14 protein-coding genes are annotated in these 18,615 nt (G+C 72.9%); 8 read left to right on the top strand and 6 right to left on the bottom strand.

The window, feature by feature from the left end:
- From AC1DIX_RS14360 to AC1DIX_RS14330, 7 genes are all read left to right on the top strand, one after another.
- Positions 1-1,274 (top strand): penicillin-binding transpeptidase domain-containing protein (locus AC1DIX_RS14360; RefSeq protein ID WP_477325203.1); only part of this gene is annotated, 1,274 nt, incomplete at its 5' end.
- A 136-nt stretch (positions 1,275-1,410) separates the two neighbouring features.
- Complete coding sequence (locus AC1DIX_RS14355) at positions 1,411-2,655, top strand: hypothetical protein (RefSeq protein WP_477325201.1); 1,245 nt, start codon at positions 1,411-1,413, stop codon at positions 2,653-2,655.
- Positions 2,652-3,251, top strand: a complete 600-nt coding sequence (locus AC1DIX_RS14350; protein ID WP_477325199.1) for a hypothetical protein — start codon at positions 2,652-2,654, stop codon at positions 3,249-3,251. Before AC1DIX_RS14355 ends, AC1DIX_RS14350 begins: the two co-directional genes overlap by 4 nt.
- Positions 3,248-4,321, top strand: coding sequence for a hypothetical protein (locus AC1DIX_RS14345; protein WP_477325197.1), 1,074 nt, complete (start codon positions 3,248-3,250; stop codon positions 4,319-4,321). The genes AC1DIX_RS14350 and AC1DIX_RS14345 overlap by 4 nt, the downstream gene beginning before the upstream one ends.
- Complete coding sequence (locus AC1DIX_RS14340; protein ID WP_477325195.1) at positions 4,318-5,334, top strand: hypothetical protein; 1,017 nt, start codon at positions 4,318-4,320, stop codon at positions 5,332-5,334. Before AC1DIX_RS14345 ends, AC1DIX_RS14340 begins: the two co-directional genes overlap by 4 nt.
- A 90-nt stretch (positions 5,335-5,424) precedes the next feature.
- Positions 5,425-7,512, top strand: coding sequence for a coiled-coil domain-containing protein (locus tag AC1DIX_RS14335; RefSeq protein WP_477325193.1), 2,088 nt, complete (start codon positions 5,425-5,427; stop codon positions 7,510-7,512).
- A complete protein-coding gene (locus AC1DIX_RS14330) occupies positions 7,509-9,800 on the top strand; it encodes an SUMF1/EgtB/PvdO family nonheme iron enzyme (RefSeq protein ID WP_477325191.1) in 2,292 nt (763 codons plus the stop codon). The genes AC1DIX_RS14335 and AC1DIX_RS14330 overlap by 4 nt, the downstream gene beginning before the upstream one ends.
- Positions 9,801-9,940: 140 nt before the next feature.
- Here the strand turns inward: AC1DIX_RS14330 and AC1DIX_RS14325 are convergent, their stop codons facing one another.
- Both AC1DIX_RS14325 and AC1DIX_RS14320 read right to left on the bottom strand, forming a co-directional pair.
- The gene (locus AC1DIX_RS14325) at positions 9,941-11,470 is read right to left on the bottom strand and encodes an FHA domain-containing protein (protein WP_477325189.1); all 1,530 of its coding nucleotides are present in this window, start codon (positions 11,468-11,470) and stop codon (positions 9,941-9,943) included.
- A 103-nt stretch (positions 11,471-11,573) separates the two neighbouring features.
- Positions 11,574-12,548 carry a PP2C family protein-serine/threonine phosphatase gene (locus tag AC1DIX_RS14320; RefSeq protein ID WP_477325187.1) on the bottom strand — a complete coding sequence of 325 codons (975 nt, stop codon included), beginning with the start codon at positions 12,546-12,548 and terminating at the stop codon, positions 11,574-11,576.
- Between the two features lie 74 nt (positions 12,549-12,622).
- Between AC1DIX_RS14320 and AC1DIX_RS14315 the strand changes: the two genes are divergently transcribed.
- Positions 12,623-13,105 (top strand): GNAT family N-acetyltransferase, encoded by a 483-nt coding sequence (locus AC1DIX_RS14315; RefSeq protein ID WP_477325185.1) that lies wholly within the window; start codon positions 12,623-12,625, stop codon positions 13,103-13,105.
- Here the strand turns inward: AC1DIX_RS14315 and AC1DIX_RS14310 are convergent.
- Genes AC1DIX_RS14310 through AC1DIX_RS14295 form a run of 4 tightly spaced genes read right to left on the bottom strand, consistent with a single transcriptional unit; the run spans position 13,070 to position 18,557 of the window.
- Positions 13,070-13,561, bottom strand: a complete 492-nt coding sequence (locus tag AC1DIX_RS14310) for an SH3 domain-containing protein (protein ID WP_477325183.1) — start codon at positions 13,559-13,561, stop codon at positions 13,070-13,072. The two genes, AC1DIX_RS14315 and AC1DIX_RS14310, sit on opposite strands and share 36 nt — an antisense overlap.
- Positions 13,554-15,179, bottom strand: a complete 1,626-nt coding sequence (locus tag AC1DIX_RS14305; protein WP_477325181.1) for a hypothetical protein — start codon at positions 15,177-15,179, stop codon at positions 13,554-13,556. Before AC1DIX_RS14305 ends, AC1DIX_RS14310 begins: the two co-directional genes overlap by 8 nt.
- Positions 15,180-15,192: 13 nt before the next feature.
- Complete coding sequence (locus AC1DIX_RS14300) at positions 15,193-17,583, bottom strand: FtsW/RodA/SpoVE family cell cycle protein (RefSeq protein WP_477325179.1); 2,391 nt, start codon at positions 17,581-17,583, stop codon at positions 15,193-15,195.
- The gene (locus AC1DIX_RS14295) at positions 17,580-18,557 is read right to left on the bottom strand and encodes a protein kinase domain-containing protein (protein WP_477325177.1); all 978 of its coding nucleotides are present in this window, start codon (positions 18,555-18,557) and stop codon (positions 17,580-17,582) included. Before AC1DIX_RS14295 ends, AC1DIX_RS14300 begins: the two co-directional genes overlap by 4 nt.
- Positions 18,558-18,615 lie beyond the last annotated feature (58 nt).

Raw genomic sequence — 18,615 nt, 5'->3', positions numbered from 1 at the left:
CGGCGGTCCAGGGCGCGCTCGACTGCATCGCGATGCGCCGCGGCGAATGGGATGGGCGCCGCTGCGCCGGCGGCAGCGCGCCGCCGGCGGGGCGCCAGGCCGGCATGGTGGTGCTGGATGCCGCCAGCGGCGAGATCCTGGCGGCGGCAGGCGCCGGCACCGCCCGGGTCGACGCTTCCAACTGGCCCGAGGTCCGCGACTTCGACCGCATCGACCCGGCCGCCAGCCCGCTGCGCCTGCCGGCCTTCCAGCACGACGGCGGCGCCGAGCGCAGCCCCGGATCGACCTTCAAGATCGTCAGCGCCCTTGGGCTGGAGCTGGCGGCGCGCCAGGATGCCCGGCTGGATGCCCTGCTGGCCGGCGAGCCGCTGGCCGCCATCAACGCGGCGGCCGCGGYGCGCGGCTTCGCCTTCCGCACCGAGGCCTCCACCTATCCGGTCGACGGCCGCGCCCGCATCACGAATTTCCGCGACCAGGGCCTGGACCGGCGCGCCCAGGACGGCCGCCTGGGCCTGCAGCAGGCCATCACCTACAGCCTGAACACCTGGTTCGCCTGGGCCGGCGAATTGTCCGATCGCAGCCTGCTGGGCCGGCCCGAGGGCGGCGCGCCCGACCTGCAGCCGCTCACGCCCGGCGCCCTGGACGAGCTGCGGCCCATCGTCGCGATGGCGCGCCGGCTCGGCTTCGGCCAGGCCCTGCGCCTCGACGGCGGCCTGCTGCCGGCGGACTACCCGTGGTCGGCCTGGGATGCGCTCCAGGCCAGCCCCAGCGGCATCGATCCGGTGCATACCCGCCACGAGCTGCGCCAGATGGCGATCGGCCTGCGCATGCAGGCGACCCCGCTGCRGATGGCGCTGGTGGCGGCGGCGGTGGGCGAGGGCAAGATCGCCACGCCGCGCCTGCTGGACAGCCTGGACGGCCGCGCGGCGGCCGCGCCCTCGGGAACGCCGCTGGATGTGCGCCTGGACCGCATCCGCGCCGGCATGAAGGGCGTGATCGACGGCGGCACCGCGGCCGGCGCCTTCCGCGGCAGCGATCTGGACACCCTGCGGCGCGGCCTGTACGGCAAGACCGGCACGGCGCCGGTCGGCGACGGCGAGCGCGCCACGGTCTGGTTTACCGGCTGGCTCGAACCCGGCAGCCTGCCCGGACAGACGCGCCGGCTGGCCTTCGCCGTCTTCGCCAGCCGCTCCGACGAGACGGGAGGCGCCCATGCGGCGCCGGTGGCCGCCGCCGTGTTGCGTTTCATGCAAGAAGCGAAATGGACGCCATAGCAGGAATTGAGGGGTGAATTCCGCCCATCTGGGCGCCTCGCTTTTGTGTTTGTATGGCATTATTTGTTGTAGACACAAGAGTGAGGATGGTATGCGTTTGCCGGGAACCCGGTTCCAGGAGCCTGGTTGGGAGGAAGTGCGTAAGCTGCTGGGGCAATGCTCGCTGGCGGCCTTGCGCGCCTGCGACTGCGCGCGCCTGTCCGATCCGGCGGCGCTCGAGGAGACGCTGGCGCTCTACGTCGAGCTGACCGGCGAGCGCCTGCGCCAGGCGCGCCGCACGCCCCGGGCCCAGGCTTCCGGCAACGGCTATGGCGACACGGTGCTGGAACTGGCCCTGGACCTGCTGTACGAGCTGCAGGCCCGTCCCGCCGACTGGCAGGCCTTCTGCGCGGCCGTCGCCGCCGAGCACGCGCGCGTCGCCCCGTTCTGGTTCGATGCCGGCGGCGAGGCCCTGCTGCGCAAGAAGGTGAACGATATGTATGCGGTCCTGCGCGACAAGGTCGACGCCGACAACTACCAGGCCGCCTGCGGCCGTCCCTGCAGCCCGAACCGCATGTACGCCTACCGCATGCTGGACACGGCCTACGGCGAGATCGCCCGCCTGTTCGGCAACTGGGAGCAGCACCGCGCCCAGGTCGGCGCCATCCTCGGGCGCGAGCTGCACGGCACGCCGATCGAGGTGCGCCAGCTGCGTTCGATCGCCGACTGCCGCGCCGAATGGCTGCTGCGCTGGAGCGAGACCCAGGAAGCCTTTACCGGCAATCCCGGCCCGCTGCACACCCGCTCGAAGCGCTTCGCCAGCCTCAAGACCGCGCCCGACAAGATCTCCGCCATGCTGGGTGAGATCGGCGACTACGAGGCCTTGTCCGCCAACCGCGACCGCGACTGGCTGCAGGACCGCGACGATGCCGCGCTGTGGATGGAAGACTACTGGCGCGTGCTGCAGGAATCGGAGCAGGGCGCGACGCCGGGGCCGGACCTGATCCTGGAAGCGCGCGAGGACGAGCTGGAAGCCGACGGCCCGGCGGACGCCGAGCCCGAGCCGCCCTTCGTGCAGGATGCGCGGCTGGAAGCCGTGGCCGCCGCCGTTTCACTGCCCCCCGGCTACATGCAGGCGGCGGGCGAGGCCGAGCAGCGCGCCGGCTGGGTGGCGCGCGAGCTGGCCGGCGACGGACTCGCGATCCGCCTGGCCGTGTATGCGAAGCTGCTGGGTGCCGGCGACGATTCCTATCCGGACGCCTGGCGCGATCCGGCCACCGGCGAACTGCCGACCATGCAGCAGCTGGCGGCGCTGGCCGAGGTCTCGCTGCCGACCTTGCGCAAGCGCCGCGACGGCGCGATCGCCCGCCTGGAAGCGGCAACCATGAGGAGAACGGGATGAATATGRAGACCGCAGCGGATACCGCCGGCGAACGCCGGCTGCAGGAACGCCTGCTGCTGGGCCGGCGGGTCGAGGGCGACCGCCTGGTGCTGGCCGATGCGACCCTGGTCGCGGCGCTGGACGGCAGCCGGCCGCTGACGGCGGGCGAGCGCGCGGCCCTGCAGGCTTCGCCGCTGACCGCGCGCCGGCTGCGCCAGCTGGCGATCGAACGCCGCGCGGCCGAGGCCGGCGAGGTCGCGGCCGATGGTTGGCGTGCCAGCCGCGGACGCCTGCGCGCGGCCAGCAGCGGCGAGCTGGAGGCCCTGCGCACCGATGATGGCTGGTTCACCCTGCATTTCCTGCCGGCCGGCGCCGGCTGGAAGACCATCGTGCAGCTGGCCGCCGGCGCGCCTTTCGCACCGGCCCTGCTGGCGGCGCGCGCGCCGCTGCGTGTCAGCGACGGCGCCGGCCACACCGTGCTCGAAGGCCGGCTCGATGCGGACGGCGAATGCGAAGCCGCCTGGCCCTTCGCCGAATCGCCGGCCGGCCACCTGCAGGCGCGCGGCGCCGGCTTTGCCGTGGAATTGCTGAACGAAGCTGACCGAACGAGGACATGATGCTGGGATTCTTCAAGCGCGCCGCACCCGCCGCCGATGCCTGCGAACTGGGCAGGTCCGTGGTCGCGCTGGCGCTGCCGGCGGGCAGCGCGCCGCCCTCCGGCTGCCAGGCCGTGGTGGTCGGCAGCGATGGCCGCACGCGCCGCCTGCAGGCCGCGCGCCGCATCGAGGCGCGTCCCGGCGAGACCATCTACGGCTTCCATCCGGGGCCGTACACGGCCGACCTGGTCCCCTTCGAGACGGCGCCCGAGATCGGCCTGCGCACCAGCTTCGCCGTCGATGCGCCGGACCCGCAGGCATCCCAGCAGCGCTTCGACCTCTACCTGGCGGCCGAGGTATCCGGGAGGCTGGAGCTGGCGGTGCTGGCGGCGGCCATCGAGGGCGCGCTGCGCCACGAGCTGGCCACCGGCGGCCTGGAGCTGCCGCCCTGCACCACCCTGGAAGAGTGGAATGCCTTCCGCCAGGGCCTGAACCAGCTGCTCTACATGCGCTTCGGCGTGACCGTCGACGACTGCGTGCCGGTCGACCTGGGCGAGTCGCGCGACTATGCGCATGAACTGGCGCAGCGTGCCGCGCGCCTGGCCGAAGCGCGGCTCGGAGCGGCTCCCGCGTCCATTAAGCCGGTCCCGGCCGGCGCACCGGCCGCGCGCTTCGATCCGGCGCCGGAAGACGCGAAGGCGCTGCGCCGTCTGTTCCTCGAGCTGCCCTGCCTGATGTGCGGGCTGCGGCTGGCGGCCATGCCGGCCGCACAGGAGTCGTTCCAGCGCCAGCAGGCCTTGCTGCAGCGCCTCGACCTGGTGTCGGTGGGCGTCAACGCGATGCCGGCGCTGGAATTGGCGGCGCCCGGCCAGCCCCTGGGCCGGGACGCCCAGCTGCGCCGTGCGCGCCACAGCCGGCGGGCCTGCGTCTCGCTGGACGAGGCCTGGGCCCTGCTGGCCCGCCTGCGCCAGGCCGGCGAGGCCGCGCTGCCGCAGTTGTACGGCGAGGCCGAACGCATCGTCGCCAACCTGGAAGCCGATTGCGAAGGACGTCGAGCGCTTACCGTCGCCGCCGAGGGAGAAACGGAATGAATGCCATCCCGGAATCGGTGGACTGCCGCTGCCCGCTGGCCGACGGTTCGGTGCTGACCCTGACCGCGAGCCGCCGTCCGCGCGCCGGCCGCGCCGAKGTCAAGTGCGTGGTGCCTGACGATGCGCGCCTGGCCGAGCGCATGCAGCAGGTGCTGCGCCTGGCGCGCCTGACCGAGGCGGGCTTCGACAGCCGCGACCAGGTGGTGCTCAGCCTCGACCGCCGTCCGCCGGACGGAGAGCGCGGCTGGGAACTGGCGGCGGTGCTGGCAGACCGCACCGTGCGTGGCCTGCTGCGTCCCCAGGCTTCACTGGCGGCGAACGGCTGGTCGGATGGCTGGGAGCGCGGCCGCGTCGACGGTAACACCCTGGGGGGCGCCCCGGCCGGCGATGCGCTGCTGGGCGGCGCCGGCGGCCTGCCGCACCTGGGGCTGCTGAGCGGGCACGCGGATCCGTCCGCGGCGGTATCGACGGCGCGGGCCTGGTTCCCGCTGCACAGCGGCGAGGCCGGCAGCCTGGCCTGGGTCGAGGTCAGCGTCCACCCCCTCGCAGGCCACGGCGGGCCGGAGACGCTGGAGGAGGAACAGACCATCGCCGCGCCGGACCAGGACGCCGCGCGCCAGCTGGCCGTGCGCCAGGTGCTGGCCGGCGCCCGCCATTACGACGGCCGCGCGCTGGGCCGCTGGCGCAGCGTGGTGCGCTTCGGCGCCGACGCCTTCGCCGGCCGCTCCTGGGAGCTGGCGCTGGTAATGGCCGACCGGCTCGCGCGCGGACGCGAATTCGTGCCGCGCGGACGCCTGATCGCCAGCGGCTGTTCTGGCGCGTGGCACGCGGGCCGGGTCGACGAGGTCGACGGCCTGGCGCCCAAGTGCGCGCTGCTGCTGCGCGAAGCCGGGCCGGGCGACCGCATCCTGCTGCCGCGCGCCTGGCAGGAGCGGCTGCCGGAAGGCTACACGGAGCAGTTGCGGACGCAGGGTGCGAGCCTGGCCTGCGTCGAACGGATCGGGATCATTTGAAGGCGGCGTACGATTGTCGTGCGTAAAACGGGCTGGCCGGGCGGCTGCTAGAATCGTCCGGCTGCCGAGCGGTATGCGGAAGGAGTCATCATGTTGAAGATGTTCGGAACCGGCGGGTCGGAATGCCCTCCCTGCGACGCACGCAATGGCGGTGCGGCGAGCTATTGCGGGTCCTGCGGCCTGCTGCTGGGCGCGCCGCGCCACAAGGCCGTGCTGGTCGAGAATCGCTGGGCGCCCGGCCCGGACGAACTGGCCGTGTTCTTCGGCGTGCGCGACCTGTCCGGCATCTTCGTCAAGACCCTGCACGTGCCGGCCACCGCCCGCGCCTACATCCTGCAGGGCGAGCAGGCCACCGAGGTGCCGCAGGGCGAGTACGAGATCGAAGGCTTCTTCAACCGCCTGAACAACCTGCTGCGCGACCAGCATGCCGAGATCCTCGTCACCCGCAGCGGCGCGCTGCCGGTCGAATTCTCGCTCGAAGGCCTGGCCACCTGCGAGCACCTGCGGGTCGATGCCACGCTCACGCTGTCGCTGCGGATCGAGAACGTGCCGGCCTTCGCACGCCACTTCATGACCATGCCGGGCACGATCAAGGACGTCCAGCTGCGCGAATTGCTGGAAGCGCCGCTGGCCCAGCTGGCCCGCGAATTCGTCGCCGCGCGCTCCTTGCGCGAGATGGCGGGCCGCCGCGAGCTGCGCCTGGAACTCGACCAGCACCTGCAGGGCGGCCTGGCGCTGCTGCTGTCCCAGTACGGGCTGGCGGTGGTGCGGGTCGACACCATCGCCCTGCGCCACGACAAGTTCGATGCGAACCGCGCCGAATTTGGAGAACTCATCGGCACCCTGTGGCTGGCCGCCGACGAGCAGCGCGTGCGCCTCGAACACGCAAAGCAGCTCGACGAACTCTACGGCGAAGAGGAGTGGAACCGCATCCGCCGCGAGGAGCAGGAAGGCCGCCTGCGCCATCGCCGCGCCGAGCTGCGCCAGGACGAGAGCCTGGAGCGGGCCGGACTCTCGCTCAAGAATGCCGAGCGCGCCCAAGCGATCCGCGCGCGCCAGATCGAGCTGTACGGCCGCATCGTCGAATCGCGGACCCGCAAGCAGGCGATCGAACGCGGCGCCGTCGACGCCGTGGCGGCGCTCGAACACGAGTTGGCCGGCAAGCGCGGTGCGCGCCGCGACGAGGCCGGGCAATGGCAGCAGCTGCGAGAGCTGGCCGCGATCCACATGCGCACCGAGCTGGAAGTGGCGCAGCGGGATGCGGCCGAGGCGCGCGCCGTCGCCCAGCAGCGCTTCACCCACCAGCTGCTGCAGCAGCAGATCCGCAACAAGATCGAGCAGGCGCGCGGCATCGAGGACGCCAGCCGCCAGCGCGCCGAGCTGGCCCGGCTGCACGAGGCCGAGCAGGCCGCCGCCCGCCGCGCCCGCGAGATCGAGGACGAAGCGCATGTGGCGCGCCTGAAGCTGCTGCAGCTGGAAAACGAGGCCCACCGCCGCGAGGCCGAGCGGGTGCTCGAATGGCAGGATGCCCAGGCGGCGGGGCGGCTGTCGGTGGACGCCGAGCAGGTGCGCCAGCAGCTCGAGACCCTGCGCCGCGGCGGCGCGCAACAGGACGCCCTGGCCCAGCACGAGAAGCTGCTGCGCACCATCGAGGCCGATGCCCTGGTGGCGCGCAACGAGCGCGAAGGCTTGCACGAGCAGCGCGCCCACGAACTGGACCTGGCCCGTCTCGAGATCGAACGCGCCCAGGCCCTGGGAGCACTGGACGACAGCGCCAAGGTGGCATTGGTGGCGCCGGCCAACGCGGCCCTGCTGGCCGAGGTGATGAAGACCCGCGAGCACGCCGGCATGAGCGCCGAGCAGCTGGCGGCCCTGGCGGGCGTGGTCGGCGCCGGTAATACCGATGCCTGGCGCCTGGCGCAGGAACAGGTCGACCTGGAACGCAGCCGCCGCGATGCCCAGGAAGAGCGCGAACGCCGCCACCAGCTGGAGCTGCTGGCCCTGCAGAACGACGTCAACAAGACGGCGCTGGCTGCCCAGGCGCAGCTGGGCGCCGGTGTCGCCGGCGCGGTGGCGGCTCACTTCGCCGGGACGCCGAAGGCCTGTGTTCACGCGGAGGCCCACCAGGGCGACCGGTTCTGCGCCACCTGTGGCGCCGCGCTGCCGGCGCGGGGATGATGCAGACCGCCATCGACAAGCTGCGCGAGCTGCGCGCCCTGCACGAAGACGGCCTGTTGAGCCGCCAGGAATTCGACAGCCGCAAGAACGCGATTCTCGACGCTGCCTATGCGCCGCCGGGCGATACGGCACTCGCCGCCGATGAGCCGGTGCAGGCCGCGGCGGCCGGGCGCGGCACCGAGATCGGCCTGATGGCCGGCCAGGAAGTCGGCCCCTTCGAGCGCCGCTACCGGCTGGATCGCCTGATCGCCCACGGCGGCATGGGCCAGGTGTGGCAGGCCACCGACCTCGCCACCCACGCCGAGCTGGGACACAGCGCCCAGGTCGCGCTGAAGATCCTGCCGCCCCAGCTGACGCAGAACAGCACCCACGCCCGCCTGCTGATCGAGGAAGCGGCGCGCGCCCGCCAGCTCGCCCACGAGCACATCGTACGGGTCTACGACTGGGCCCAGGATCCTGCCACGGCCAGCTATTTCATCATCATGGAATGCCTGGAGGGCGAAGACCTGGAGAGCCTGCTGGCGCGCGAAGGCAGGCTGGGGCTGGAGCGCACGCTACGCCTGCTCGCGCCGGTGGCCGCCGCCCTCGAGCATGCCTGGGAGCGCCACCACCTGGTCCACCGCGACATCAAGCCGGCCAATCTCTTCCTGACCCGCGCCGGCGAGGTCAAGCTGCTCGACTTCGGCATCGCCGCGCGCGCCCGCGGCAGCGGCGGTCCTTCGGTCGAGGCGCCGGCCAGTTCGGGCACCGCCGGCTACCGTGCGCCGGAAGCGGGACGCGGGCCGGACCAGGACGCGCCGGGACGCGGCCTGGACGTGCATGCGGTGGCGGTCATGGCCTACCGGATGCTCAGCGGACGCCTGCCTTTCGGCGACGGCCAGGCCGGACGCGAGATTCCGGCACGGCCCGATGGTCTCAATGAGGCCCAGTGGGAGGCGCTGCAGACCGGTTTCGCGGCCAGCGCCGCCGCGCGTCCCGGCAGCGTGAGCGAGCTGCTGGAGCGGCTGGAGCAAGCCCGGGGGCCGAGCGAAGCGGATCTGCGGGCGCAAGAGGCGGCCGAGCAGGCCGCCCGCGCCGAGCGCGAGACGATGGACGCGGAAGCGCAGCGGCGCGCCCGCGAAACCGAGGCGCGCCGCCGGGTGGAAGCCGAGGCCAGGGCCGCCGCCCAGGCCGCGCTGGACCGCCAGCGCCGCGAACAGGAAAGGCTGGCCCGCCTGGCGGCCGAGGAGGCGCGCCGGGTACGCAAGGAAGAGCTGCGGCGCCAGTTGGCGGAGCGCCGCGTCCTCGAAGCGGAAAAGGCGCGCCAGGAGGCCGAACAGGTCCAGCGCAAGCAGGCCCAGGCCCGGGCCGCCGCGGCCTATCTCGCCCAGCAGCAGCGCGCCCGCGTCGAGCAGGCGGCGCGCAAGCAGGCCGAACTCGAAGAACTGATGCCGACCCCGTCCAGTCCGGTGGCCGACCTCGAGGGCGTGCTGCGCGACCGCTTCCTGGACGTCGATGCCAAGGGTCCGGAACTGGTGCTGCTGCCGACCGGGCGCTTCCAGATGGGCTCACCCGAGCACGAGCGCAAGATCGCGATGGAAGCCGGTTCGCAGAAGGGCTGGCTGGCGCGCGAGCTGCCCCAGCACTGGGTCGGCATCGACAAGCCGATCGCGATGGGCCGCTATCCGGTTACGGTGGGCGAATGGCGCGCCTTCGTGCGCGCCACCGGCTGGCGCCAGAGCGGCGAAGTCGACTGGGAAGCGCCGGGCTTTCCCCAGACCGACGCCCACCCGGTGGTCGGCGTCAACTGGTACGACGCCCAGCACTACCTGCGCTGGCTCTCCGAGGCGACCGGCCGCAGCTACCGCCTGCCGAGCGAGGCCGAATGGGAATACGCCTGCCGCGCCGGCACCAGGACGGCGTTCAGCTTCGGCGACGGCATTTCCACCGACCAGGCCAACTACGATGGCAACTTCACCTGGAACGGCGGCGCGCGCGGCGAGTACCGCCGCGGCACCACCCCGGCCGGCATGTTCCCGGCCAATCCCTGGGGCCTGTTCGATATGCACGGCAATGTGTGGGAATGGGTGCAGGACGTGGTCCACGACAATTACGAAGGTGCGCCGCTCGACGGTAGCGCCTGGGAAGAGGGCGGCGACCAGGCCCGCCGCATCCTGCGTGGTGGCTCCTGGCTGTACAACCCGCGCTATCTGCGCTCGGCCTTGCGTAATGGCTTCTCAGCAGCCTTGTCGAACGACATCGTCGGCTTTCGCGTCGTGCGCGAGCTGATGTCCACGCGTGTGGGATAATCGGTCACGTGCTTTGTGTGACTGGAGGTTTGCCATGCGCATTCCGGACGACATCCGCATTCCCGTGATCGTGTTTTCCCTGCAGGCAGCCCTGCTGGTGGGCGCAGCCCTGATCTTCCTGGTGTTGCGGCCGTACTGAGTCAGGCGCCGGACAGCTGGGCGGCGGCGCGGCGTTCCGCGCCGCGGGCGCTGCGATAGTCGGGGTAGGAGGTGGCGGTAAAGCGTACCCGGCCGTGAAAACCGGCCAGGCGGTCGAGTGCGGCCGTCGGACCCAGCGGGGTGTCGGCGCCGGTGACGGGATCGCGGTGCCAGAAGCCGCCGTCGCGGTGGAAGAGCTGCGGCAGCACGGCCGCGCGCGGCAGGGCGCTGGCCGTCGTCGCCGGCCCCGGCTGCGTCTCCGGCGCCAGCAGCATGAAGCACTCGGCCGCGCCGCCGGCATCGACCCGGTGCAGCACCACGGCATGCGGCAGCAGCGCCGTCACCACCAGCACGGCGATGCCCTTGATGCTGGCGCTCAATTCGATGCGCATGCCCGGCCGCAACGGTACCGGGCTGTGCTTGCCGGGCCAGGCGCCGTCCAGCAGCAGGCCGTAGCGCGACACGTCTTCGATCTCGAATCCCTGCCGGCCGCGGCGAATCACCGCGTGGCGGGCCGAGATGCGCCGCGTCAGGCCCTGGTGTTCGGGACCGTGTTGGCCGTAATGGCACAGCAGCAGGTCTGCTTCGGCTTCCAGCAGTTGCCCGCCGGCGCCGGCTTCCATCCGGCCCAGCACCCATTCGTCGAGGGCAAGCAGGCGCAGGTGGCGCTGCATGCCGGCATCGGGCTCGGCGTAGACGAGGCAGGCGCTGGACGCCGGGCAGGGATGGGCCGGGCGCGTGGCCGGCAGGTCGATCTCGATCAGGTCTTCGTCCCAGGCGATGGTCGGCAGTCCCATGTCGATCTTGCCGTGGGCGGGACCGAACTGCAGCTGGGCGATCGAGGCGTTGCGGGCGTCGATGGCGATGTCGAGCGGACCGGCGGCGTCGAGTCCGTGCAGGCGGGCGATCGAGGCGTCGTCGGCCTGGATGCGAACGTTCTTGCGCGCCGCCAGATAGGTCTGGTGGATCTCGGCGAGCGAGGCGTCGAGGCGAGGCACCATCAGCACCACGGTGGCGACCCAGGTGCGCGCGCTGCCGCGCCGTTCCGGATCGCGCGCATGCAGCTCGACGTCGACCCGGTACTGGCCGTGCTCGCGGCCGCGCGAGGAAAATTCGACGACCACCGGGCGCCAGCCGCCGCGCAGGCTGCGGCTGAAGGTTTGCCGGCCGCCGCCCTGGGGCAGCAGGGCCGATTGCAGCAGCATGGTGAGTTCGCCCGGGACGTCGTCCGGCATGGCGCGCAGTTCCAGCCTGATCGCCTGGCGCCCGCCGGCGGCGCGCGGGTCGAAACCACTGATGTGCAGATGCGGCCGCTCATGTTCCCGCTGGGCCGCCGGGGCGCCCGGACGGATCGCATCAAGCGCGTTGCGCCGGGCGCGCACCGTCTGCAGCATGTCGAAGCTGGAGCCGAGGGCGTTCGCCGCCGTGGGCGCGGCGGCGGCCGGCTGGCCGTGGCCATGCGCGCAGGCCTGCTCGCCGGGCATGACCCAGGCGGTGCAGTGCGGATGGTCTGGGCTGCTGCAGCGTTTCATGGTTGCGGGAATAGGCTGGCTGGCGTCGGGAGAAGCTTACGTGATTCTAACGCGAGGCGGCGCGCCGTATTCATCAATAGGCAAGATTTTTTGCTAAAAAGCATCAAATTCCCGGCAGCGCGGTTTCCTCGCGCGCAGCCGTGCCCGGGGCGCGCAGCAGGATGGCCGTCACGTTATCCGGGTAGAAAAAGGCGGGCGGATGGGCCGCGTAGGCGCGCAGCAGCGCCGCCAGCATGCCGGCCGCGTCCAGCCGGCCGCCGAACAACTGCGGCCACTGGCTCACCCAGCCATAGGGATCGGAACAGGACCACAGGCCGTCGGTTGCCAGCAGGTAGGTCGCGCCCGGGCGCAGCTGCAGGGTGCGGCGGTCCGGCAGGGCGCACAGCCAGGGCGGCAGGTTCAGCGGCGTCAGCTCGAACAGCGGATCGTTCAGCTGGGCCGGATTGGCGAAGGCATTCCCGAGGATGAAGGCTTGCGACACTTGCGGCCGGTGCTCGCCATGCACCTGTTGCCACCATTCCTGCTCGTTCAGCATGCCGGCCATCGCGAAGGCGGTGGCGGGCACGTGGTCGACCGTGAGCGGGGCCACGCGTTCGCGCGTGATCTCGTACAGGCGCGAGTCGCCGACGTGGTAGAGCAGGGGCTCGCCGTTCGCCGGCAGCTCGAGCATGGTCAGGGTGGTGCCGGGACGCGGCCCCGTGCCCGCGAGCTGGGCGAAGTGGCGCTGCAGGTCGGCGTGCAGCTGGTCGAGGTGGCGGGTCAGCTCGGCGGCCGAATCGCAGGGCGGGATCGCCAGCAGGCCGGCGGCCACGGCTTCCGCCGCTTCGCGCCCGTGGCCGTGGCCGCCCATCCCGTCCAGCACGGCCAGGCGCGCATGGCCTTGCCGCCAGCGTGCCAGCTGGCGGCGCTGCGGCTGCTGGTCCTGCAGCCAGACGGCCTGGCCGGCGGCATCGATCAGCAGCAGATTGTCCTGGTTTTCTTCGCGCAGGCGCGGGCCGGCGCCCAGCCGCGAGGCGGCGGCGACGTCGAGCGCGCCGAAGCGCAGGGAGGACGCGAGTGAGCCTTCGGAAGTCTGCATGCCCCTACTCTAACCGCAAATGGCAAAAAGCCAAGCGACGATTAGCGGTGTTTTTCCCTTACACTAGCAGAACCATGCGCATCCGATCCCTGACATCCGACGACATCCCGGCGGCGGCCAGCCTCCTGCGCGCCGCCGCCGAAGAATTCATCCTGCACGAGTCCAGCCCCGCCAACGCGGCCGCCTTCCTGGCCGCCCAGGGCGAGGAAGGCATGCGCGGCTTCCGGGCCGACGGCTATGTCTACCATGTGGCCGAGGTCGGCGGCGAGCTGGCCGGTTTCATCGCCGTCCGCCAGCGCAGCCACGTCTACAGCCTCTACGTCGACAAGCGCTTCCATCGGCAGGGCATCGCCCGCAGGCTGTGGGACGCGGCGCGCGTAGCTGCGCTGGGGCCGGATCATCCGGGCGCCTTCACGGTCAACTCCTCGAACCATGCGGTGCCCTTCTACGAATCGCTCGGTTTCGTGCGCACCGCCCCGATGCAGGCCAGTACCGTCTGCTACAACCCGATGCGCCTGGCGCTAGGGGCCGGCGGCGCGTTCGTCGACCCGGCGTAGCCACAGGCTGCTGGCCCAGCCTTCGATTTCCTTGCCCCGCAGGCGGGCGCGCACCTGCCACCAGTCGCCGTCCGCGGCGCCGGTGCGCGTGACCAGGGTCCCGGCCGGCAGCACCGCCAGGCGCGGGGCGCCGGTGGCCTTGGCTGCGCGCAGGTTCAGGTCGTCGACCACGCGGTAGCGCAGCACCGGCATGGCGGGCACGGGCGCAGCCAATGGCAGTGGCGCTGCCGCGAGTGCCGGTGGCGCCGCGGCCGGCAGCAGGGAGGCGAACAGCATGCCGAAGCCCAGCGTGCCGCCGCCGACCAGGGCCAGCGTACCCGCGGTCGGCCGGCGCCACCAGCGGCGCGGGGTCAGCAGGCCGGCCAGCACCAGGGCCAGCACCAGCGCCGCCGCATAGGCCGCGGCCCCTGGCCAGTGGATCGGCGCATTCATGCTCAGGTGCCCGAGCTCAGGCATCGAAGCGCAGCACGTAATGGCCGGCCACCAGGTGATGGCCGGGCGGCAGGCGGTAGGGCTGCTCCGGCGTGGCCTCACCGATCGCCGCGACGAAGCGCAGCTGCTCGTCGAGGTGGTAGAGGGCCTGGGTGGCGCTGGCGCGGGCGATGCGGTAGCCGTCGTCCGCCGCCTCGAAGCTGAAGGCATTGCGCGACAGGCCCAGGCGGTCGGCGCTGGAGGGCGCCGTTCCGGGCAGGGCGCGCAGGAAGCGCGGCGAATCCAGCACGCGCAGGGCCGCCAGCATGGGCGCGCCGCGGCCGAACAGGAAGCGCGCGCCCGGCGCTACCGGCAGGGCCGGCGCCTGCGGCAGGCGCAGCAAGGCGAGGTAACGGTCGGCCATCTCGGGGGCGATTGCCAGCAGATCGACCCTGGCGCCGTCGAGGGGGCTGAAGCTGCCGGGCGCCGTCACCGCCTGGCGTCCCGCGGCCGTCACCGCATGCACGGTGTCGCTGTCGTCGACGGCGAAGCTGAGGATGGCGTCGGCGCCCTGGCTTGATGGGGCCAGGGCCCGGTTCAGGCCGATCTCCAGCGCCTGGGCCCCGGTTTCGCGGTAGCGCGACAGGCGCGGCAGGGCCAGCGCCGCCAGGGCGACCCGCTGGCGTGCGACCGGGGCGTAGGTGGCGTCGGCTTCGATCGTGGCCGGCGCCGGCTTGGCGAGCGGTACCGCCGTCATGTCGGCTTCAAGGGCCTGGCGCGGCTTCCAGACCGCGGGGCGGGCCGATGGTGCCGATGGCGCCCGGACCGGTGCGGGGATCGGGGCCGGAACCGGGGCCGGAATCGGCGCGGGAATCGGCGAAGCCGTCGGCCGGACCTGGGCCGAGGGCGAGGCGGCCGTGCGGACGCCGGGCGCCGGCGAAATCCGCAGCAGCAGGCGCAGGGGTGCGCCGGACGCATCGACGCCGCCGCGGCGCGAGCGGATCGTGTAGTAGCCGGCGGCCTGGTCCCAGCCGCATTCGAAGGCATCCTTGGGCCGCACTTGCACCTCGAGCGGGGCGTCGGGACCGTCGTTGATCAGCAGGATGGCGCCCTCGGCGCCGAAGGGCCAGCCGGGCGCCACGTGGGTCGCCTCGCGTTCGTCGTTGCCGATCAGGGTCAGGCGCTCGTTCGGGTAGACCGGACAGACCGTCTTCCATACCGCGCTGTCGCGCGAGACGCTGACCGTGTACTGCACCTTCTCGCCCGGCGCCGGCAGGTAGACGGCGTGGCCGAAGCGCACTTCGACTTCGCCCGGCGCCAGGTCCTCGGCGCCGACCACGTGGTAGCGCACCTCGTCGCCGCCGAGCAGGTCGCCGAAATCCTTCTGGTGCAGCGCCGCCAGGCCCTGGGCCAGGTCGCGCACGCGGGCGCCGCGCGTCAGGTGGCGGTCGTCGTCGACTTCTTCCTGCGGCAGGGCCAGGGTCACGTGCGAGAAGCAGCGGGTGGCGGCACGTCCGCGCTGTTCGCGCGGGGCGCGCTCCAGCAGGTCGCGCAGCAGCGGGCGGCGCGAGAACAGGGCGAGCCCGGGCGCCTGCCAGATCGCCTCGGGGCTGAACACATCGTTGACCCTGGCAAGGGTTTCGTGCTGGACGTAGACGGGCATGATCGGTTCTCCTCTATGGATGGGCAGGGTCGCTGGCGACGCACAGCGCTAGCAGGGGGCAGATGAAAAACAGCAGATGCGAGCCGCCGGCCGAGAGAAAACTCATCGGCTGCCCCATGACTGGGAAGATCGCGAGGTTGGTGCCCCACGAGAGCAGCAGGTGGCCAGCCACGAAGGCGGCCCCACCGCACAGCAGGAAGCAGCGGAAGCGCGCCAGCCAGGCCAGGCGGAAGTCGCGCGCGCGGGCGCCGTCCAGCCAGCAGCGCAGCGCCGTGTGCAGCAGCCCGGCGAGGAACAGCGCCTGCAGCGCCCACAGCAGCAGGCCGGCGGCCAGGCCGTGGCGGTTCAGGAAGAAGGAAGGCGCGAAATCGTCCTGCACCGCCGGGATGCGCACCACGGCGCCGGCATCCTGGCCCAGCGCCGCCAGGCCGAAGACGTGGTCGGCGCCGAACCAGCCGCCGCTGGCGATGGCCTGTGCACCCAGCAGCAGCTGCTGGCCGGTATGCGGATGCGAGCCGGGGTCGAGCCAGACCAGGAAGCGGTCGGCATAGAAATTCCAGCGCGCGAACTCGGCCGGGCCGGCCACGCGCAGCAGCACCACACCGGCCACCGCGGCCAGCGCCGTGCCGACGCAGGCGGCGGCCAGCCAGTGCCGGCCGCCGGCCAGGGCGAATGCGAGCGCCATCGCGCATCCCCAGACCGTCAACAGCACCAGCGGCGAGTAGTCGTCGACCTGCACCAGCGCCACCGCCAGCAGCACCAGGAACAGCAGGGCCGGCGCGCCCAGGCGCAGCACGCGCAGCAGCGGGCCGCCGGGGGCCGGCTGGCTGCTCGTCGCCAGCGCCAGGCAGTGGGCGGTGAGGGCGGCCAGCACCAGCTTGGCGAATTCGACCGGCTGCAGGTCGTAGACCCCGGTCTCGTCGCCGAACGCGACCTGCAGCAGCAGGAGCAGCAAGGCGATAGCACTCAGCACCAGCAGGCCCAGTTCGAGCCTTGCCTGCGGTAGCGGCCGCCGGTGCGGGGTGCAGCGCAGCGCGCGCAGCAGGCCGCAGGCGCCGGCGCCGACCGCCAGCAGGGCGCCGGTCTTGCCGGCATGGCGCAGCCAGGACGATTCCAGCGTGCCCAGGCCGAGTTCGAGCTGGGCCAGCAGGCCTGCCGCGAACAGCAGCACGGCCGCGCCGGCGGCCAGTGAACGGCCGCCCGACAGCCACAGGCACCACAGCGCGGCCCAGGCCACCAGCAGGCCGATGCCGGCGCCGGCCGGCGCGCCGGTCTTCTGCAGGAACATCAGCGCCGCGCCGAGGCCGGCCAGCAGCAGGGAGGCGAGCGCGCCGAGCGTGCGCCGGCTGCCCAGGCGGCGAGCGCCGCCGCCCAGCAGCAGGGCGATGCCGGCGGCCAGCGTCAGTCCGAGCACGCCGGCCAGCGGCAGCATCGCCTGCGACGGCAGGCGCCAGTGATCGCGCCGCGTCCACGACCAGCTCAGGCCTTCGGGCAGGCGCTTCTGGGCTTCGCGGTACAGGGCGACGTGGGAGACCGGCTGCAGGTGCAGCAGGTCGCCGTTGCGTTCCAGCAGGAGGCGGGTGCGGTCCAGCTGGAGGGCGCCGGCGCCCTCCAGGCTCTCCTCGCGCTCGGCCAGCAGCAGGGCGTCATGCGGATGCCCGGCCGGCTGCAGCAGGAGCGGTGCCTGCTGGATRCCGGCACCGCCCGCCAGCAGCATGCCGTCGGCGGTCTGCCGGAGGGTGGCGCCGGGCGCCGCCACGCCGGCGATGGCGATGCGGTTGCCGCAATCCAGGTTGCCGCCGAAGACCAGCGGGTGGTCGAAGCCCAGTGCCGACGGCAGCCAGCGGTTCCAGGCGCCCGCCAGGCGCGCCGCCAGCCGGGTATCCGGACAGTCGGGCTGGGGCCGGCCATCGCGCAGCAGGGTGGCGCCGTCGTAGCGCCATCGGGCCCCGGCGCGCGAGAAGGCGACCCTGCCGGCGTCGACGCCATCGACTTCGAAGCCGGCGGCGCCGAGCTGGAAGCGCTGGCCCTGGGCCAGCAGCACGCTGCCGGCGCGGCGCCGCGTATCGCCATGCTGGACCAGCAGCGCCGTCGAGGCGGCACCGGCGGCCGACCAGGCGCCGCCGGCGTCGCGGCGCAGGCGGATCCGCGCACCCTCGGCCGGCGACAGGCCGAGGGCGGCGCCGTCCAGCGTAAGCTCCTTGCCGGCATCCAGCGCCACCGTGACCCGGGCCGGCATCCACGCCACCGGCGCGCGCAGCAGGCAGGCCAGCTGCAGGACGCACAGCAGCAGAAGCACGGCGGCGACCAGCGTCCGGCCGCCCCAGACGCGGATGCCCGCGGCCGGCGCGGCCGCGGCACGTGGCAGACCGGCCGCCTGGCGATGGAGCGCGGCGCCGCTCATGCCGCCCTCCGCACGGCTTCATGGGCGCAGGCGCCGCGTGCGCGCTCGATCAGGCGGCTGATCTCGAGGGCGTGGCGGGGGCGCTGTTCCGGTCGCGGAGCCAGCAGGGCGCGCAGCAGGCCGAGGGCCGCCTCGCCGGCAGCACCGCCGGCAAGGCCGGCATGACGCAGGTAGAGCGCGGCTTCGTCCGGCGCCAGGATGGCCGGCAGGGCGCCGCCGTGCCGCGTGCGCAGGACGGCCGCGCCATCGTTCCCGTGTTCGCGCCAGGCCGTGCCGCAGGCGCTGCAGAAGCGCAGCATCGCGCCGGTGACGAGGTGGTAGAGCAGGGCGCCGAGGGCAAAATAATCGCTGCGCGCATCGGTTTGATAGCGCCCATCGGCATCGGGGAAGAACTGCTCGGGCGCCTGCCAGTTGGCGGTGCCGGCATAGGAATGCGCGGCGCGTTCCGCCAGCGGGCGGTTGGTGCCGAAATCGGCCAGCTTCAGTGCGCCGCCGCGGTCGACCAGCAGGTTGGCCGGTTTCAGGTCGAGGTGGCGCCAGCCGTACTGGTGGACCTTGGCGAGGGCCTGGTTGGCCTGGGCGGTCCAGTCCAGGGCTTGCGGGAAGGAGGGCGCCGCGCCGCGCGCACGCAGGGCGTCGAGGTGGCGCGCCAGGTCGCCGTCGAGCAGTTCCAGGGCCATCGCCGGCTGGCCGTGGTGCTCGCCGCTGTCCAGCAAGCGCACGATGTGGCGCTGGTCCCAGGGACGCAGCGCCCGCAGGAAGGCGATTTCGGCTTCCAGGCAGGCGCTCCAGCGCGGGCGCTGCGGCGGCAGGGCCAGCGCCATCTGTGCGGTATTGACGAGCTTGAGGACGGCGGGCTGGCCGCCGCCGCAAGGCAGCGCATGCCACAGCAGGCCATAGCTGGAGCTTGCCAGCGGTTCGCTCAGGCGCCAGGCGCCGGCCGTCAGGGTGATGATGTCGCCCGCTTCGAGCATGTGTCCTCCCGATTGGCGGCGGCACAGGCGCCGCCGCTCGGGGCTAGCGGGGGGAGGA

The sequence above is a fragment of the Massilia sp. 05N420 genome (assembly GCF_056397205.1).
This window is presented reverse-complemented; position numbering and strand designations above follow the sequence as displayed.

Bases quoted from the DNA above. Each gene is read 5' to 3' on its own strand.
- AC1DIX_RS14345 (WP_477325197.1), top strand. From the start codon at position 3,248: ATGATGCTGGGATTCTTCAAGCGCGCCGCACCCGCCGCCGATGCCTGC.
- AC1DIX_RS14335 (WP_477325193.1), top strand. From the start codon at position 5,425: ATGTTGAAGATGTTCGGAACCGGCGGGTCGGAATGCCCTCCCTGCGAC.
- AC1DIX_RS14330 (WP_477325191.1), top strand. From the start codon at position 7,509: ATGATGCAGACCGCCATCGACAAGCTGCGCGAGCTGCGCGCCCTGCAC.
- AC1DIX_RS14325 (WP_477325189.1), bottom strand. From the start codon at position 11,470: ATGAAACGCTGCAGCAGCCCAGACCATCCGCACTGCACCGCCTGGGTC.
- AC1DIX_RS14320 (WP_477325187.1), bottom strand. From the start codon at position 12,548: ATGCAGACTTCCGAAGGCTCACTCGCGTCCTCCCTGCGCTTCGGCGCG.
- AC1DIX_RS14315 (WP_477325185.1), top strand. From the start codon at position 12,623: ATGCGCATCCGATCCCTGACATCCGACGACATCCCGGCGGCGGCCAGC.
- AC1DIX_RS14310 (WP_477325183.1), bottom strand. From the start codon at position 13,561: ATGCCTGAGCTCGGGCACCTGAGCATGAATGCGCCGATCCACTGGCCA.
- AC1DIX_RS14305 (WP_477325181.1), bottom strand. From the start codon at position 15,179: ATGCCCGTCTACGTCCAGCACGAAACCCTTGCCAGGGTCAACGATGTG.
- AC1DIX_RS14295 (WP_477325177.1), bottom strand. From the start codon at position 18,557: ATGCTCGAAGCGGGCGACATCATCACCCTGACGGCCGGCGCCTGGCGC.